General features: G+C 70.3%; 16 protein-coding genes and 2 pseudogenes. 15 read left to right on the top strand and 3 right to left on the bottom strand.

Going from position 1 to position 15,672, the window contains the following annotated elements; all coding sequences use genetic code 11:
* The first annotated feature begins 15 nt into the window (after positions 1-15).
* From folE to cls, 13 genes and pseudogenes are all read left to right on the top strand, one after another.
* Positions 16-720: a GTP cyclohydrolase I gene (gene folE / locus ET445_RS06690; protein WP_129189990.1), complete on the top strand. Its 705-nt coding sequence runs from the start codon at positions 16-18 to the stop codon at positions 718-720.
* Positions 713-1,531 carry a dihydropteroate synthase gene (gene folP / locus ET445_RS06695; protein ID WP_129189992.1) on the top strand — a complete coding sequence of 273 codons (819 nt, stop codon included), beginning with the start codon at positions 713-715 and terminating at the stop codon, positions 1,529-1,531. The genes folE and folP overlap by 8 nt, the downstream gene beginning before the upstream one ends.
* Positions 1,524-1,895, top strand: a complete 372-nt coding sequence (folB, locus tag ET445_RS06700) for a dihydroneopterin aldolase (protein WP_208008565.1) — start codon at positions 1,524-1,526, stop codon at positions 1,893-1,895. The genes folP and folB overlap by 8 nt, the downstream gene beginning before the upstream one ends.
* Positions 1,892-2,377 carry a 2-amino-4-hydroxy-6-hydroxymethyldihydropteridine diphosphokinase gene (gene folK, locus ET445_RS06705; protein WP_129189996.1) on the top strand — a complete coding sequence of 162 codons (486 nt, stop codon included), beginning with the start codon at positions 1,892-1,894 and terminating at the stop codon, positions 2,375-2,377. The genes folB and folK overlap by 4 nt, the downstream gene beginning before the upstream one ends.
* Positions 2,374-2,847 carry a DUF3180 family protein gene (locus ET445_RS06710; protein ID WP_129189998.1) on the top strand — a complete coding sequence of 158 codons (474 nt, stop codon included), beginning with the start codon at positions 2,374-2,376 and terminating at the stop codon, positions 2,845-2,847. The genes folK and ET445_RS06710 overlap by 4 nt, the downstream gene beginning before the upstream one ends.
* Positions 2,834-3,385, top strand: coding sequence for a PH domain-containing protein (locus ET445_RS06715; protein WP_129190000.1), 552 nt, complete (start codon positions 2,834-2,836; stop codon positions 3,383-3,385). Before ET445_RS06710 ends, ET445_RS06715 begins: the two co-directional genes overlap by 14 nt.
* A 368-nt stretch (positions 3,386-3,753) precedes the next feature.
* Positions 3,754-4,944, top strand: a pseudogene (locus ET445_RS06720) (PH domain-containing protein); the annotation flags it as partial.
* Positions 4,945-5,112: 168 nt separating this feature from the next.
* Positions 5,113-5,841: a Rossmann-like and DUF2520 domain-containing protein gene (locus ET445_RS06725; RefSeq protein WP_129192440.1), complete on the top strand. Its 729-nt coding sequence runs from the start codon at positions 5,113-5,115 to the stop codon at positions 5,839-5,841.
* 54 nt (positions 5,842-5,895) lie between these two features.
* On the top strand, positions 5,896-6,798 hold the full coding sequence (gene panC, locus ET445_RS06730; protein ID WP_129190003.1) for a pantoate--beta-alanine ligase: 903 nt from the start codon (positions 5,896-5,898) through the stop codon (positions 6,796-6,798).
* Positions 6,799-6,926: 128 nt separating this feature from the next.
* On the top strand, positions 6,927-8,444 hold the full coding sequence (lysS, locus tag ET445_RS06735) for a lysine--tRNA ligase (protein ID WP_129190005.1): 1,518 nt from the start codon (positions 6,927-6,929) through the stop codon (positions 8,442-8,444).
* A 20-nt stretch (positions 8,445-8,464) separates the two neighbouring features.
* The gene (locus ET445_RS17165) at positions 8,465-8,611 is read left to right on the top strand and encodes a hypothetical protein (protein WP_165314319.1); all 147 of its coding nucleotides are present in this window, start codon (positions 8,465-8,467) and stop codon (positions 8,609-8,611) included.
* A 59-nt stretch (positions 8,612-8,670) separates the two neighbouring features.
* Positions 8,671-8,847, top strand: a complete 177-nt coding sequence (locus ET445_RS17170) for a hypothetical protein (protein ID WP_165314320.1) — start codon at positions 8,671-8,673, stop codon at positions 8,845-8,847.
* Between the two features lie 64 nt (positions 8,848-8,911).
* Positions 8,912-10,387 carry a cardiolipin synthase gene (gene cls, locus ET445_RS06740; protein WP_129190007.1) on the top strand — a complete coding sequence of 492 codons (1,476 nt, stop codon included), beginning with the start codon at positions 8,912-8,914 and terminating at the stop codon, positions 10,385-10,387.
* A gap of 26 nt (positions 10,388-10,413) precedes the next feature.
* On the opposite strand, the pseudogene ET445_RS17580 reads toward cls, so the two are convergent.
* Positions 10,414-11,471: pseudogene (locus ET445_RS17580) on the bottom strand (pirin family protein).
* A gap of 58 nt (positions 11,472-11,529) precedes the next feature.
* Here ET445_RS17580 and ET445_RS06750 point away from each other — a divergent pair.
* Positions 11,530-11,970 carry a hypothetical protein gene (locus ET445_RS06750; protein WP_129190009.1) on the top strand — a complete coding sequence of 147 codons (441 nt, stop codon included), beginning with the start codon at positions 11,530-11,532 and terminating at the stop codon, positions 11,968-11,970.
* A 14-nt stretch (positions 11,971-11,984) separates the two neighbouring features.
* On the opposite strand, the gene ET445_RS06755 is transcribed toward ET445_RS06750, so the two are convergent.
* Complete coding sequence (locus ET445_RS06755; protein WP_129190011.1) at positions 11,985-12,242, bottom strand: helix-turn-helix domain-containing protein; 258 nt, start codon at positions 12,240-12,242, stop codon at positions 11,985-11,987.
* The gene (locus ET445_RS06760; RefSeq protein WP_129190013.1) at positions 12,242-12,865 is read right to left on the bottom strand and encodes a hypothetical protein; all 624 of its coding nucleotides are present in this window, start codon (positions 12,863-12,865) and stop codon (positions 12,242-12,244) included. Before ET445_RS06760 ends, ET445_RS06755 begins: the two co-directional genes overlap by 1 nt.
* A 223-nt stretch (positions 12,866-13,088) precedes the next feature.
* On the opposite strand from ET445_RS06760, the gene ET445_RS06765 reads away from it, so the two are divergent.
* The gene (locus tag ET445_RS06765) at positions 13,089-15,617 is read left to right on the top strand and encodes an ATP-dependent Clp protease ATP-binding subunit (protein ID WP_129190015.1); all 2,529 of its coding nucleotides are present in this window, start codon (positions 13,089-13,091) and stop codon (positions 15,615-15,617) included.
* Positions 15,618-15,672: the final 55 nt, after the last annotated feature.

A 15,672-nucleotide genomic window follows, 5' to 3' on the forward strand; every position in this document is an offset into this window, starting at 1 on the left:
CCCGAAGGGGGCCCTGTGGCCGACGTGGATGTCGCCCGCATCGAGCGGGCCGTGCACGAGATCCTCCTCGCCATCGGCGAGGATCCCGACCGCGAGGGGCTGCAGCGTACGCCGCAGCGCGTCGCCGAGGCGTACGCCGACTTCTTCGGCGGGCTCGCGGTCGACCCCCTGAGCCACCTCCGCGACGCGGTGCCGATCGGCGAGAACGAAGACGGCGCGCCCGCGACGAGCGACGCGGTCGTGCTGCGAGACCTCGCGTTCCGGTCGGTGTGCGAGCACCACCTGCTGCCGTTCGTCGGCACGGCGCACGTCGCCTATCTCCCGGGCGACCGGGTCGTGGGACTCGGGCGCATCCCGGCCGTCGTCGAGACGCTCTCACGGCGTCCCCAACTGCAAGAGCGCCTGACCGAGGAGATCGCCGACGCGCTCGTCGCCGGGCTCGATCCGCGGGGTGTCCTCGTCGTGCTCGACGCCCAGCACCGCTGCGTCACGACGCGCGGGTCGCGGCAAGACCGCAGTTCGACGATCACGATCTCGAGCCGCGGCGCGCTCGCCGAGCCCGCCGCGCGCGCCGAGATCATCGCCCTCATCGGCGCGGTGCCGGCCGAGCGCGCGGGCGAGGGCTCGCAGGCGCCCGTCGCGGCGGCGCGCGCCGCCGCGCTGCCGGATGTCGCGGGCGTCGGGGATGTCTCGGGCACGGCGGATGTCTCGAATGGCTGACGGTTCTCGGCCGCTCGTCATGGGCGTCGTGAACGTCACGCCCGACTCGTTCAGCGACGGCGGCAAGTGGTTCGACGCCGACCAGGCGATCGCGCACGGCGTCGAACTCGTCGCGCAGGGCGCCGACCTCGTCGACGTCGGCGGCGAGTCGACCCGGCCGGGCGCGGCGCGCGTCGAGCCCGACGAAGAGCTGCGGAGGGTCGTGCCCGTCATCCGAGAGCTCGCGGCACAAGGCATCCGGGTGAGCGTCGACACCATGCGCGCGGCGACCGCCGAAGCCGCCGTCGAGGCCGGCGCCGAGATCGTCAACGACGTGTCGGCGGGCCTCGCCGACGCGGCGATGGCCGAGATCGTCGCGGCGACGGGCGCGCGCTACGTCGCGATGCACTGGCGCGGACACTCCGACGCCATGGACTCGCTCGCCGAGTACGCCGACGTCGCGCGCGAGGTGCGCGACGAGCTCGCGGCCCGCGTCGACGCGCTTGTCGCGGCTGGGGTCGCGCCCGAGCAGGTCATCCTCGACCCGGGGCTCGGGTTCGCCAAGCGCGGGGCGCAGAACTGGGAGTTGCTGCGCCGACTCGACGTGCTGCACGAACTGGGCTTCCCCGTGCTCGTGGGGGCTTCGCGCAAGCGCTTCATCGGCGCGCTCCTGTCCGACGGCGCTCCGGTCGAGGCGCGCGATCTGCCCACGGCCGTCGTGAGCGCCCTGTCGGCGCAGGCCGGCGCATGGGCCGTGCGCGTGCACGACGTCGTCTCGACGCGGCTCGCGCTCGACGTCGTCGGTGCATGGCAGAGTGGAAGCCGTGGCTGACCGGCGCGATCGCATCACCCTCACTGGGCTGCGCGTGTTCGCGCACCACGGCGTGTTCGAGTTCGAGCGCGAGCAGGGCCAGGTCTTCGTCGTCGATGTGACCGTGTTCCTCGACGCGCACGCCGCAGCCTCGGGTGACGACCTCGCGCAGACCGTCCACTACGGCGAACTCGCCGAGGCCGTCGTCGTCGCCGTCGAGCGCGACCCCGTCGACCTCATCGAGACCGTCGCCGAGCGGGTCGCGCAGACCGCGCTCGGGTTCGCCGCGGCATCCGAGGTCGAAGTCACCGTGCACAAGCCCGACGCGCCCATCACGGTGCCGTTCGCAGACGTCGCCGTCACGATCGTGCGGGGTCGCGAGTGAGCCGCGCGATCATCGCCTTCGGGGCGAACCTCGGCGACCGCGAGCAGACGATCGCGTCGGCCGCGCGTGCGCTCGCCGACGCCGTGGGCGTGCGGCTCACGGCCGTCTCTCCCGTCTACGAATCCGTCGCGATCAAGGTCGACGGCGCCGATCCCGACGCGCCCGGCTACCTCAACGGCGTCCTCGCCGTCGAGACCGTGCTCGAGCCGCTCGCACTCCTCGACCTGCTGCTCGACCTCGAGGCCGCACACGGGCGCGTGCGCACCGAGCACTGGGGCGACCGCACCCTCGACCTCGACCTCATCGACTACGACGGGCGCGTCGTCGCCGACGAGCGCCTCGTGCTGCCGCACCCGCGAGCGCACGAGCGCGCGTTCGTGCTGCAGCCCTGGCTCGACCTCGAGCCGGCCGCAGAGCTCGCCGGGTTCGGGCCCATCGCCGCGCTCCGCGCGAAGGCCGCCGACGAGGTGACGCGGCGATGAAGCGCACCGCACCCTCCTCGGTCGTGCTGTGGGCGCTCGCGGGCGCCGTGATCGGCTACCTCGGCGAACTGCTGCTCGTCGCGTCCGGGTCCGCGGCCATCGTGCCGCCGCTCTCGCTGCCTATCACCCTCGTCGGCGTCGGCGTGCTCGTCGTCGCGCTCGCGTGGCCCATCCGGCGGGCCGTGAAGAGCGAGGTCAAGCGGCAGATCGACCCGTTCCGCGCGATGCGGGTCGCGGTGCTCGCCAAGGCGTCGAGCCTCGCCGGGGCGCTCGTGCTCGGGCTCGGGCTCGGCATCGCGCTCTTCCTCGTGACGCGCGCCGTCGTCGCGAGCCCCGACAAGGTGTGGCTCGCGCTCGCGACGGCGATCGGCGCCGCACTGCTGCTCGCGGGCGGGCTCGTCGCCGAATGGTTCTGCACCCTGCCGCCCGACGATCCCGAAGCCGAGAAGGAGCACCGTGTCCACGCCTGACGAGTTCGAGCAGCCCGAGCAGCCCGAGGTCGCGGCAGGGGCGCAGCCCGAGGCATCCGCCCCGCTCGCCCACGTCGACGCCGACTGGCGCCGCGTCTCGCCGAAGTACCTCGTCGTCGAGGTCGTCGGCGGCCTCATCGGCACGGCGGTGCTCGTCGGCGCGTTCCTCGCCGTGCATTTCATCTGGCACCAGCCGTGGGCGCTGTGGGTCGCGATCGGCGCAGGCGCGATCTCGCTCGCGTCGCTCGCGTTCGAGCCGCGCCGCGTGCGGTCGATCGCCTACCGTCTGCGCGAAGACGACCTCGTGTTCAAACGCGGCATCATGTTCCAGCGGCAGGTCGCGGTGCCGTACGGGCGCATGCAGCTCGTCGACATCACGCGCGGGCCGATCGCGCGATGGCTCGGGCTCGCCGACCTCAAGTTCGTGACCGCCGCGGCCGCGACGGCGGTGACGGTGCCGGGCCTCCCCGAGGCCGAGGCCGACCGTCTGCGCGACGAGCTCGTCGCCCTCGCCGAGACCCGCCGGGCGGGACTGTGAGCGAGCCGGGCCCGGCAGCGAACGGCACGGCCCCCGCGCCCACGCCGCCGCGCACGACGACGGGCCTCGCCGACGGCGAGTGGCACCGGCTGCACCCCGCGAGCCCGCTCCTGCGCGGCGGCTTAGCCCTCGTCGCGATCATCGGTTTCGTCATCGCGAACCTGCGCGAGCGGCTCGTCGAACTCGTCATCCCGATCTTCGCGCCCGACGAGCTCGGCGGGTTCGACGACGCCGCACGGCGGTGGCAGGGCGACTGGGCGAACGACCCCATCGGCGGCATCGTGCAGAACGGGCTCGTCGGCTGGGCGTTCGCGGGCGTCGTCGTCGTGGTGCTCGCGATCATCTTCGGGTTCTGGCTGTCGTGGCGAATGAACTCGTTCCGTGTGACGCCCGACGCCGTCGAGGTGCGCAGCGGCATCCTCTTCCGCTCGCATCGCAGCGCCCGGCTCGACCGCATCCAGGGCATCAACGTGTCGCGTCCGCTCTTCGCACGCCTGTTCGGCGCCGCGAAGCTCGAGGTCTCGGTCGCCGGGCAGTCGGGCGACGTGCGGCTCGCGTACTTGAAGTCGGCGCTCGCCGACGGGCTCCGGGCCGACATCCTGCGGCTCGCGTCGGGCGTGCGCGCCGAGAAGGCAGCGAAGGCGGCGGATGTCTCGGGGCCGGATGTCTCGGGCGAGGCATCCGAAATCGCGGCGGGCGAGGCATCCGGCATCGCGGCCAACGGAACCGACGGCACCCGCGCCGCCGTCGGCGCGATCGTCAACCGGCGCGTCGAGGAGTTCCTCGCGCCCGAGCTCGACCCCGACCTCGCGCCGCCCGAGTCGGTCGTGCATCTGACGCTCGGGCGCGTGATCGGCTCGACCCTGCTCGGCGGCACGATCGTGTGGGTGCTGATCCTCGTCGGAGTGCTCGTCTTTGGCATCGTGTCGCACCAGTGGTGGATCCTCTTCACGTTCATCCCCGCGACGATCGGCGCCGTGAGCTACGCGTGGTCGCGCATCACCAAGTCCCTGCGGTACTCGATCGCGCCGACGCCCGACGGCGTGCGGATCGGGCACGGCCTGCTGTCGACGGCGAACCACACGATCCCGCCGGGGCGCGTGCACGCCGTCGGCATCACGCAGTGGCTGCTCTGGCGGCCGTTCGGCTGGTGGAGCGTGCGCGTGAACCTCGCGGGGCAGTCGCTCTCGGCGGGCAGCGAGGCGCAGCAGCGCACGCTCGTGCTGCCGGTCGGCACCGCCGACGACGTGCGGCGGGTCGTCGAACTCCTGCTGCCCGGGGCCGAGGCGGCTCTCGGCGAGGCGCTCGAGGCGGGGCTCACGGGCAAGGGCGACGTGGCCGGGTTCCTCGCCGCGCCGCGGCGCGCGGCATGGCTGCACCCGTTCCAGTGGCGCCGCATCGGGTGGGCGTCGCGCGGCGGCGTCGCGGCGCTCCGGAGCGGGGCGCTGCTCCGCAGCCTCGTGCTCGTGCCGCTCGCGCGCCTGCAGTCGGTGGCGCTCCAGGTCGGGCCGATCAGACGGATGCTCCGCCTCGCGACCCTGCGGCTCCACACCGTGACAGGTCCTGTCACCGCGACGATCGGCGGCCTCGACGCCGCCGAGGCGCGACGGATCTTCGACGAGGTCGCGCGCGAGGCGGTCGAACGCGCCGCGAGTGACACGACGCACCACTGGGGGCTGCGGCTGCGCCTGCTGACTCGCCCGCCGCGGTCGACCCGGGAGTTGCGCATGGCTGACCGTGCAGGACGCCTCGGCGTCGGACTCATCGGCGCGGGCAAGGTCGGCGCCGTGCTCGCCTCGGCCCTCGGCGGGGCGGGCCACGCGATCACGGGCGTCGCCGCCGTCTCGGAGGCGAGCCTCACGCGAGCCGACGCCATGCTGCCGGGCGTGCCCGTGCTGCCGATCCCCGAGGTCGTCGAGCGCAGCGAACTCGTGCTCCTCGCCATCCCGGCCGACGAGCTCGAGCCGCTCGTCGCGGGGCTCGCCGCGACGGGCGTCTGGCAGCCGGGGCAGCTCGTGCTCCACACCGCCGCGCGGTACGGCACCGACGTGCTCGACCCGGCGCGCCGGGCGGGTGCGATCCCGCTCGCCGTGCACCCCGTCATGAGCTTCACGGGCACCTCGATCGACCTCGCGCGCCTCGCGGGCACGTGGTTCGCCGTGACCTCGCCCGCGCCCGTGCTGCCCATCGCGCAGGCTCTGGTCGTCGAGATGGGCGGCGAGCCGTTCGTCGTCGCCGAGGCCGACCGGCCCGCCTACGCCGAGGCGATCGACACCGCGGTGTCGTTCTCGACGGCGATCGTCGACCAGGCGAGCGGGCTCCTCGGCGGCATCGGCGTCGGGCGTCCCGGTGCGGTGCTCGCGCCGCTCGTGCGGAGCGCCGTCGAGAACGCGCTCGCACGGCACGACGCCGGGCCGGGCGTCGAGGGGTTCGCGGACAGCGACGGCCCAGAGTAGGCCGGTACGATCGACGAGGCCGACTTCGACCGGCGGCCAGGAGGTACCCCGATCGTGACGAAGGCCAAGTCCGAGACGACGTCCGACGCACGGTCCGAGACGGCGGGCGGCCTTCGAGTCGTCCGCACGATCGCCGAACTGCGTGGGCTCCTCGCCGAGCGGCGGGCGGTCGGGGCATCCGTCGCCCTCGTCCCGACCATGGGAGCGCTGCACGACGGCCACCTCGCGCTCGCGCGCCGCGCGCGGGAAGTGGCGGATGTCGCGGTCGTCTCGATCTTCGTCAACCCGCTGCAGTTCGGCGCGGGCGAAGACCTCGATCGCTACCCGCGCACGTTCGACGCCGACATCGCCGCGCTCGACGCGCTCGGCGCGCAGTTCGTGTTCGCGCCGTCGGTCGAGGAGATGTACCCCGACGGTCCGAGTTCGACGCGCGTCGCAGCGGGCGAGGTCGCGTCGCTCTACGAGGGCGCGTCGCGCCCCGGCCACTTCGACGGCATGCTGACCGTCGTCTCGAAGCTGTTCCACATCGTCATGCCCGACGTCGCGGTGTTCGGCCAGAAGGACGCCCAGCAGGTGTTCCTCGTGAAGCGCATGGTCTCAGACCTCGACATGCCGCTCTCGATCGACGTCGTCACGACCGTCCGCGAAGACGACGGTCTCGCCATGTCGAGCCGCAACCGCTACCTCGACGAGACGGAGCGCAAGACCGCGCTCGTGCTCTCCGAGGCGCTCCGCGCCGCCGCCGACGCGGCGTCCGAGGGTGTCGACGAAGCGCTCGCCGAGGCGACGGCCGCGTTCGGCGACCACGACGGCGTCGAGCTCGACTACCTCGTGATCGTCGACCCCGAGACGTTCCTGCCCGTCGCCGCCGATGCGACCGGCCCCGCCGTGGCACTCGTCGCAGCGAGGGTCGGCACGACGCGACTCATCGACAACCGGCCGATCACGCTCGGCTGAGGCGAGACAGGCGGCGCGCCAGAGACATCCGCCCCGAGGCATCCGCTCATCGAAGGCCCAGCGCCGCTGGGTAGGCTTGACCCTGCATGTGCCCGTGCGATGCGCGGGCGAACCGACGAAAGAGAACGATGGCCGAGAACCTGACGGATGCCGCACCCGAACCCACTGCTGAGGAGATCTCCGAGCAGAAGCAGGTGCGTCTCCAGAAGCGCGACCGGCTGAACGCGCTCGCGACCGACGCCGCCGGCGGCGCGTACCCCGTGCGCCTGCCGATCACGACGACGATCCCGGCCGTGCGCCGCGACTACGCCGACCTCGAGATCGACGTCGCGACGGGCGACATCGTGGGCCTCGCGGGCCGCGTCGTGTTCTCCCGCAACACGGGCAAGCTGTGCTTCGCGACGCTGCAGTCGGGTGACGGCAGCCGCATCCAGGCGATGGTGTCGCTCGCCGAGGTCGGCGAGGAGTCGCTCCAGCTCTGGAAGGAGCTCGTCGACCTGGGCGACCACGTCTTCGTCGAGGGCGAGGTCATCACGAGCCGCCGCGGCGAGCTGTCGGTGCTCGTGAAGAGCTGGCAGATCGCGGCGAAGGCCGTGCTGCCGCTGCCGAACCTGCACAACGAGCTCTCCGAAGAGACGCGCGTGCGCAGCCGCTACCTCGACCTGATCGCGCGCGAGCAGGCACGCCGCAACGTCCTCGACCGTGCGAAGGTCAACAAGAGCCTCCGCGACACCTTCGACGGCATCGGGTTCGTCGAGGTCGAGACGCCCATGCTGCAGGTGATGCACGGCGGGGCATCCGCCCGCCCGTTCGTGACGCACTCGAACGCGTTCGACACCGACCTCTACCTGCGCATCGCGCCCGAGCTCTACCTCAAGCGCGCCGTCGTCGGCGGCATCGAGCGCGTCTTCGAGATCAACCGCAACTTCCGCAACGAGGGCGCCGACTCGACGCACTCGCCCGAGTTCGCGATGCTCGAGGCGTACGAGGCGTACGGCGACTACCACACGATGGCCGACCTCACCCAGAAGCTGATTCAAGACGCCGCGCTCGCGGTGTCGGGCTCGCACGTCGTGACGTGGGCCGACGGCACCGAGTACGACCTCGGCGGCGAGTGGGACCGCATCTCGATGTACGACTCGCTCTCCGAGGCGGTCGGCGAGACGATCACGGCCGAGACGCCCATCGAGCGGCTCAAGGCGCTCGCCGACGACGCCGGCATCGAGATCGACCACCCGCTGCCCGGCAAGTACGTCGAAGAGCTGTGGGAGCACCACATCAAGTCGCACCTCGTGCGGCCGACGTTCGTCATGGACTTCCCGCTCGACACGTCGCCCCTCGTGCGGTGGCACCGGTCGATCCCTAGCGTCGTCGAGAAGTGGGACCTCTACATCCGCGGCTTCGAGCTCGCGACGGGCTACTCCGAGCTCGTCGATCCCGTCGTGCAGCGCGACCGGTTCGTCGAGCAGGCGAAGCTCGCCGCGGGCGGCGACCCCGAGGCGATGCGGCTCGACGAGGAGTTCCTGCGGGCGCTCGAGTTCGGCATGCCGCCGTCGGGCGGCATGGGCATGGGCATCGACCGGCTGCTCATGGCGATCACGGGCCTCGGCATTCGCGAGACGATCCTGTTCCCGTTGGTGAAGTAGCAATCGAACGGATGTCTCGCATGAGCGATCTCTCTCCCAAGCCCGACCCCGACCGCGATCCCAAAGCGCCGTCGAAGGCGCGCATCACGATCTGGATCGTCGTGGGCGCCATCGGCCTGTACCTCATCGGCACGGGGGTGTGGGGTCTGCTCACGAACGGCGGGTGAGGCATCCGGGTGAGGCATCCGGCGCATTCGGAGCATCCGCAGCGTAGGCTGGTCGCACTATGGACGACTTCTGGGCGAACGCGATCTGGTCGATCGCGCCGACGCTGCTCATCGGACTGATCTTCTGGTTCGTGATGCGCTCGATCCTGCGGGCCGACCGCACCGAGCGCGACGCGTACGCCCGCATCGAGGCCGAGGAGCGCGCGAAGCTCGGCCGCGAGCGTCCGGCGAGCTAGGCGCGCAAGGCGAGCCGGGCCGACCAGGCGAGAGCACGACGGAGCGAGGGGCGAGCACCGGTAGATGAGGCTCACGGGGGAGCAGTGGACGATCATCGTCGCTGCGGTCATTCTGATCATCGACCTCGTGGTGCGCATCGTCGCCGTGATCGTCGTGCCGCGGAACCGACGCCCGACGGCGGGCATGGCGTGGCTGCTCGCGATCTTCTTCGTGCCCTTCCTCGGCATCCTCTTCTTCCTCCTCATCGGCAGCCCGAAGCTTCCGAAGGCCAGGCGCACGAAGCAGGCCGAGGTGAACGCCTACATCAAGGACTCGACGCACGGTGTCGAACGGGTGAGCGACAGTTCGGCGTGGCCGAGCTGGTTCGCGGGCGTCGTGCGGATGAACCGGAACCTCGGGGCGATGCCGCTCATCGGGTCGAACAGCGGGCGCCTGATCGGCGACTACCAGGGCTCGCTCGATGCGATGACCGAGGCGATCTCCTCGGCGCAGCGGTACGTGCACGTCGAGTTCTACATCTTCGCCCTCGATCGCACGACGGCGCCGTTCTTCGACGCGCTCGAAGCGGCCGTCGCGCGCGGAGTGAAGGTGCGGGTGCTCCTCGACCACATCGCGTCGGTGCGCGTGAAGGGGTACAAGAAGACGATCAGGCGGCTCACGAAGATGGGCGCCGCGTGGCACCTCATGCTTCCCGTGCAGCCGTTCAAGGGCAAGTATCAGCGGCCCGACCTGCGCAATCACCGCAAGATCCTCGTCGTCGACGGCGAGGTCGCGTTCATGGGGTCGCAGAACATCATCGACCGCAGCTACAACAAGAAGTCGAACCTCAAGCGGGGTCTCAAGTGGAAAGAGCTCGTCGTGAAGCTCGAGGGCCCGATCGTGTCGGGTCTCGACGCGATCTTCGCGACCGACTGGTTCCTCGAGACGGGTGAGCCGCCGCGGCGCGAGCTGCTGCCGGCGCCGTTCGAGCAGGCGGGTTCGGAGCAGAACCTCGACTGCCAGGTCGTGCCGTCGGGTCCGGGGTTCTCGAACGAGAACAACCTCAAGCTCTTCCTGTCGCTGCTGTACGCGGCGAAGCAGCAGATCATCATCACGAGCCCGTACTTCGTGCCCGACGAGTCGATGCTCTATGCGATCAGCGGTGCGGTGCAGCGAGGCGTGCACGTCGAACTCTTCGTGTCGGAGATCGGCGACCAGGCGCTCGTGTATCACGCCCAGCGCTCGTACTACGAGGCGCTGCTGCGCGCGGGCGTCAAGATCTATCTCTACAAGGCGCCGTACATCCTGCACTCGAAGCACTTCTCGATCGACGAGGACGTCGCCGTCATCGGGTCGAGCAACATGGACATCCGCTCGTTCGAGCTCAACATGGAGGTCTCGCTCCTCGTGCGCGGCGCGTCGTTCGTGAAGTCGATGCGCGAGGTCGAGGCGGGCTACCGGGCCGACAGTCGCGAGCTCACGCTCGAGGAGTGGGACGATCAACCGCTGCTGTCGACGGTGCTCGACAATCTCGCGCGGCTCACGTCGGCGCTGCAGTAGCGGCAGGCGGATGTCTCGCGCCGCGCTCAGCGTCTGGGCCTGAGCCGCACGGTCGGCAGTTCGGGCGCGGGCAGTGCACTGCCGTCGTAGCCCGAGACGGTGCCGAAGCGCCCGTCGGGGTTGTCGTGCCCGATGACGTCGGCCTGCCACTGGCGGCGGAACTCGACGATCTCGTCGTGGGTTCGCCCGATGAAGTTCCACCACATGACGAGTTCCTCGCCGAACGGCACGCCGCCGAGGAGGATGACGCGCGCGGGCCCGCCGAGGGCGCGGAGCCGCACGCCCTCGTGGCCCGTGGGCAGGTAGCCGAGCTCGGACCATTCGAGGGTCGCGGTGTGGCCCGTGAGGGCGAGGGGGTCGGCGTCCGCCGGCGAGTCATCCGGTTCGTCTTCGAGCGCCGCGATCGTGACGCGCACGGGCCCCCGGTCGACGAGCACACCGTGCTCGAAGGCGGGTCGAGTTCGATCCACGCTTCGCCGCCCGCGGGCAGTTCGATCTGCGCGCCGACGAGCGGCGAGAAGAGCGAGACGGCGGATGCCTCGGGGCCGACCTCGTTCGCGAGCGTGCCCGCGAACACGCGCACGGTCGCGTCGTCGACCTCGAACGGGACCGTGTCGGCGTGCTCGAAGAACGGCACGACGCCGCGCGATGCGTCGGGGAGCGCGACCCAGAGTTGCACGCCGTGGAGGGTCGTCGTGCTCGGGGTCGACACTTCGGAGTGCGAGATGCCGCGGCCGGCGGTCATGAGGTTGACGGCGCCCGGCTGCACGAGCGCGTGGACCCCCGTGGAGTCGCGGTGCTCGATCTCGCCCTCGAAGAGCCAGCTCACGGTCTGGAGGCCCGTGTGCGGGTGCGGCGGCACGAGCATGCCGCCCGTCTTGGCGACGTCGTCGGGGCCGTAGTGGTCGGCGAAGCACCACGCGCCGATCGTCGTGCGACCGCGCTGCGGGAGAGTACGCCGGACGGGCATGGCGCGGGCACCGCCGAGCGGCACCTCACGGTAGGGGAGCACCTCGATCGCGGGCCGCGCCGCGGGCTCGGGATCGAGGGTCAACTCGACCGGATGGCGTTCGAGGTTGCTCATGCGAGGCATCCTACGCGCGCCCATTCACCCGGCGGGCGGGAGCCGATAGCATCCGAGTATGTCTCAGGTGACGTTCCGTCGGGCGGGCCTCGCGGCCGTCGCGCTCGCATCCGTGTTCGTGCTGTCGGCCTGCGCGCCGGGCAAGACCCCCGTCGAGCACTTCGCGGGGCTGCCGCCCGCTTCCGAAGACGCGGACGCCCCCGAGACGCCCGGAACCGACCAAGCCGCGCCCATCGCGCAGTGGCTCGAGCAGGGCGGCAAGATCGCCGTCACGACGTTCGGGTCCTCGACCTGCCCGGCGTACGGCACGGGCATCGAGGTCGTCGAACCCCGAGGCGTCGGCAACACGATCGAGATGTCGGTGCGCAAGTGGGACGGCGTCTGCACGATGGATCTCGTGCCGCACACGACCGTCTTCTGGACGCCCATGAACATCGCCACCTACGAAGACCTGACGGTGCTCGTCGAGGGCCAAGAGGTCACCGTTCCGGCGAAGTAGGGCCGCCCGTCGAGTCACGGCGGGGGCGGGGCATCCGCTCGCCTTCTGCGGCGCACCAGGAGGTCGCCGATCTCGCAATCGAGCGCCTCGCAGATCGCTTGCAGGGTCGAGAACCGGATGGCTCGTGCGCGGTCGTTCTTCAAGATCGAGAGATTCACGACCGTCACGCCGACGAGCTCCGACAGGCGCGTGAGCGTCATGCCGCGCGCGTCGAGGAGCTCGTCGAGGCGGCAGTGGACGTCGTGGCCGTCGTCGGGTTCCGCGGGCACCATCAGACGAGGCCCTCGGAGTCGTGTTGGAGGCGCCCGCCGATCTCGAACGCGCCCGCGACGACGATGAGCGCGAACGCCCAGCCGATCGGGGCGGGGTCGATCGCGACGAGGAACGGTGCGAGCTCATCGAGGTCGAGGGCGATCGCGGCCTGAGCCTTCGCGATGCCGTCGAAGAGCGGCGCGGCCATGCCCGACAGCAGCACGAGGATCGCGACGATGCCGATGCCCCACGTCACCGTGCGCACGAACGGCTTGCCGACGAAGAGACGCAGGCACAGCCACGCGACGACCGCGCAGATGCCGATCGACGAGAGGGAGCGGGCCATGTCGGCGCCGATGAGCCACGCGCGCACCGAGTCGGGCGCGTCGCGAAGCGTGACATCCATGGTGTTCGTCGATGCCGAGACGACGCTCGGGGAGTCGAACGCCGTCGTGACGGGCTGGTTGAGGAACGCGCCGACGAGCGTCGTCTCGGCGCCCGTCGCGAGTTCGACGATGCGGAGCACGAGGAAGACGAGGCTCACGATGCCGATCGCGCCGGCGGCGCCGGCGATGAATCCGAGCACCGCCTTCTCGAGAAGGCCGACGGCACGTCTCGAGGGGGAAACCGCTGTGAGAGACATCCGTCTGCTCCTTCATCAGGTGCTCGGATCCCAAGCACGTATCGACAAACGATAATAACGATGATCGATACGGTAGGGCCTCGAATCTGGGAGTGTCAAGGGAGTCTCGCCAGATCGGCGTCATGCGCGTATGCCTACGGCGAACAGCCCCCCACGAGGCATCCGCCTTGTTTACGCTCGATGTATCAGCGCCCCGTCCGCACCGGGGTCGTGAGGAGTGAGCATGTTCGAGAGATTCACCGACCGAGCCCGTCGTGTCGTCGTCTTGGCCCAAGAAGAGGCCAAGATGCTGAACCACAACTACATCGGCACCGAGCACATCCTGCTCGGTCTCATCCACGAGGGTGAGGGCGTCGCCGCCAAGGCGCTCGAATCGTTGGGAATCTCGCTCGACGCCGTCCGCGAGCAGGTTCAAGACATCATCGGGCAGGGTCAGCAGCCGCCGACGGGGCACATCCCCTTCACGCCGCGCGCCAAGAAGGTGCTCGAGCTGTCGCTGCGCGAAGCGCTGCAGCTCGGCCACAACTACATCGGCACCGAGCACATCCTCCTCGGCCTCATCCGCGAGGGCGAGGGCGTCGCAGCCCAGGTGCTCGTGAAGCTCGGCGCCGACCTCAACCGCGTGCGCCAGCAGGTCATCCAGCTGCTCTCGGGCTACCAGGGCAAGGAGCAGGTCCAGGTCGGCGCGAACGACCAGGTCCAGCCCGCGGGCGGCTCGCAGATCCTCGACCAGTTCGGCCGCAACCTCACGCAGGCCGCACGCGAGTCGAAGCTCGACCCCGTGATCGGGCGCGAGAAGGAGATCGAGCGGGTCATGCAGATCCTCTCGCGTCGCTCCAAGAACAACCCGGTCCTCATCGGCGAGCCCGGCGTCGGCAAGACCGCCGTCGTCGAGGGCCTCGCGCAGGCGATCGTCAAGGGCGAAGTGCCCGAGACCCTCAAAGACAAGCAGCTCTACTCGCTCGACCTCGGCTCGCTCATCGCGGGCAGCCGCTACCGCGGTGACTTCGAAGAGCGTCTCAAGAAGGTCACGAAAGAGATCCGCACGCGCGGCGACATCATCGTCTTCATCGACGAGATCCACACCCTCGTGGGTGCCGGTGCGGCCGAGGGCGCGATCGACGCGGCCTCCATCTTGAAGCCGCTGCTCGCCCGCGGCGAGCTGCAGACGATCGGCGCCACGACGCTCGACGAGTACCGCAAGCACTTCGAGAAGGATGCCGCGCTCGAGCGCCGCTTCCAGCCGATCCAGGTCGCCGAGCCGTCGCTGCCCCACGCGATCAACATCCTGAAGGGCCTGCGCGACCGGTACGAGGCGCACCACAAGGTCTCGATCACCGACGGCGCGATCGTCGCCGCCGCGAACCTCGCCGACCGCTACATCAGCGACCGGTTCCTGCCTGACAAGGCCATCGACCTGATCGACGAGGCCGGCGCACGCCTGCGCCTCTCGATCCTGTCGTCGCCGCCCGAGCTGCGCGAGTTCGACGAGAAGATCGCCGTCGTGCGGGCTGCGAAAGAGACCGCGATCGAAGAGCAGGACTTCGAGAAGGCCGCGTCGCTCCGCGACGAGGAGAAGAACCTCCTCGGCGAGCGTCTGCGCCTCGAGAAGCAGTGGAAGTCGGGCGACGTCAAGACGACCGCGGTCGTCGACGAGGGCCTGATCGCCGAGGTGCTCGCACAGGCCACGGGCATCCCCGTCTTCAAGCTCACCGAAGAGGAGAGCTCGCGACTGGTGTTCATGGAGAAGGCGCTGCACGAGCGCGTCATCGGTCAAGAAGAGGCCATCTCGGCGCTCTCGAAGACCATCCGCCGCACGCGTGCCGGTCTCAAGGACCCCAAGCGCCCCTCGGGGTCGTTCATCTTCGCCGGCCCCACGGGCGTCGGCAAGACCGAGCTCGCCAAGGCGCTCGCCGAGTTCCTCTTCGACGACGAGGCCGCGATGATCTCGCTCGACATGTCGGAGTACGGCGAGAAGCACACCGTCTCTCGTCTCTTCGGCGCCCCTCCCGGGTTCGTCGGTTTCGAAGAGGGCGGCCAGCTCACTGAGAAGGTCCGCCGGAAGCCCTTCAGCGTCGTGCTGTTCGATGAGATCGAGAAGGCGCACCCCGACATCTTCAACTCGCTCCTCCAGATCCTGGAGGAGGGCCGTCTGACCGACGGTCAGGGTCGCGTGGTCGACTTCAAGAACACCGTCATCATCATGACGACGAACCTCGGCACGAAAGACATCTCGGGCGGCCCCGTCGGCTTCCAGGTCGAGGGCGACACCCGCACCGGGTACGACCTCATGCGCGCGAAGGTCAACGAAGAGCTCAAGAAGCACTTCAAGCCCGAGTTCCTGAACCGCGTCGACGAGATCATCGTCTTCCCGCAGCTCACGAAGGACGAGCTGCTGCAGATCGTCGATCTCTTCATCAAGCGCCTCGCCGACCGCATGCTCGACCGCGACATGACCGTCGAGCTCACGCAGGCGGCGAAGGAGCGGCTCATCGAGGTCGGGTTCGACCCCGCTCTCGGCGCCCGCCCGCTCCGCCGCGCGGTGCAGCACGAGGTCGAAGACCGGCTCTCCGAGAAGATCCTGCACGGCGAGCTCAACTCGGGCGACCACGTGCACGTCGACTTCAAGGACGGCGAGTTCCTCTTCACGACGACCCAGCGGGCGCTCCCCGTCGGCGTCGGCGTGAACGCCGGTGCCGCGATCGGCACGGGGCCCGTGAGCCCCGACCTCGCGGCTGCGTCGGGCGAGTAGCGCGTCACGATTCGAAGGGCGGATGTCACTGACATCCGCCCTTCGTCGTCCTTCT

This window comes from Agromyces protaetiae (assembly GCF_004135405.1).
GTDB lineage: Bacteria > Actinomycetota > Actinomycetes > Actinomycetales > Microbacteriaceae > Agromyces > Agromyces protaetiae.

What these genes read in the sequence shown, in the direction of transcription:
- folP (WP_129189992.1), top strand. Translation starts at nt 713, where the DNA reads ATGGCTGACGGTTCTCGGCCGCTCGTCATGGGCGTCGTGAACGTCACG.
- ET445_RS06710 (WP_129189998.1), top strand. Translation starts at nt 2,374, where the DNA reads ATGAAGCGCACCGCACCCTCCTCGGTCGTGCTGTGGGCGCTCGCGGGC.
- ET445_RS06725 (WP_129192440.1), top strand. Translation starts at nt 5,113, where the DNA reads ATGGCTGACCGTGCAGGACGCCTCGGCGTCGGACTCATCGGCGCGGGC.
- lysS (WP_129190005.1), top strand. Translation starts at nt 6,927, where the DNA reads ATGGCCGAGAACCTGACGGATGCCGCACCCGAACCCACTGCTGAGGAG.
- ET445_RS17165 (WP_165314319.1), top strand. Translation starts at nt 8,465, where the DNA reads ATGAGCGATCTCTCTCCCAAGCCCGACCCCGACCGCGATCCCAAAGCG.
- ET445_RS17170 (WP_165314320.1), top strand. Translation starts at nt 8,671, where the DNA reads ATGGACGACTTCTGGGCGAACGCGATCTGGTCGATCGCGCCGACGCTG.
- cls (WP_129190007.1), top strand. Translation starts at nt 8,912, where the DNA reads ATGAGGCTCACGGGGGAGCAGTGGACGATCATCGTCGCTGCGGTCATT.
- ET445_RS06750 (WP_129190009.1), top strand. Translation starts at nt 11,530, where the DNA reads ATGTCTCAGGTGACGTTCCGTCGGGCGGGCCTCGCGGCCGTCGCGCTC.
- ET445_RS06755 (WP_129190011.1), bottom strand. Translation starts at nt 12,242, where the DNA reads ATGGTGCCCGCGGAACCCGACGACGGCCACGACGTCCACTGCCGCCTC.
- ET445_RS06760 (WP_129190013.1), bottom strand. Translation starts at nt 12,865, where the DNA reads ATGTCTCTCACAGCGGTTTCCCCCTCGAGACGTGCCGTCGGCCTTCTC.
- ET445_RS06765 (WP_129190015.1), top strand. Translation starts at nt 13,089, where the DNA reads ATGTTCGAGAGATTCACCGACCGAGCCCGTCGTGTCGTCGTCTTGGCC.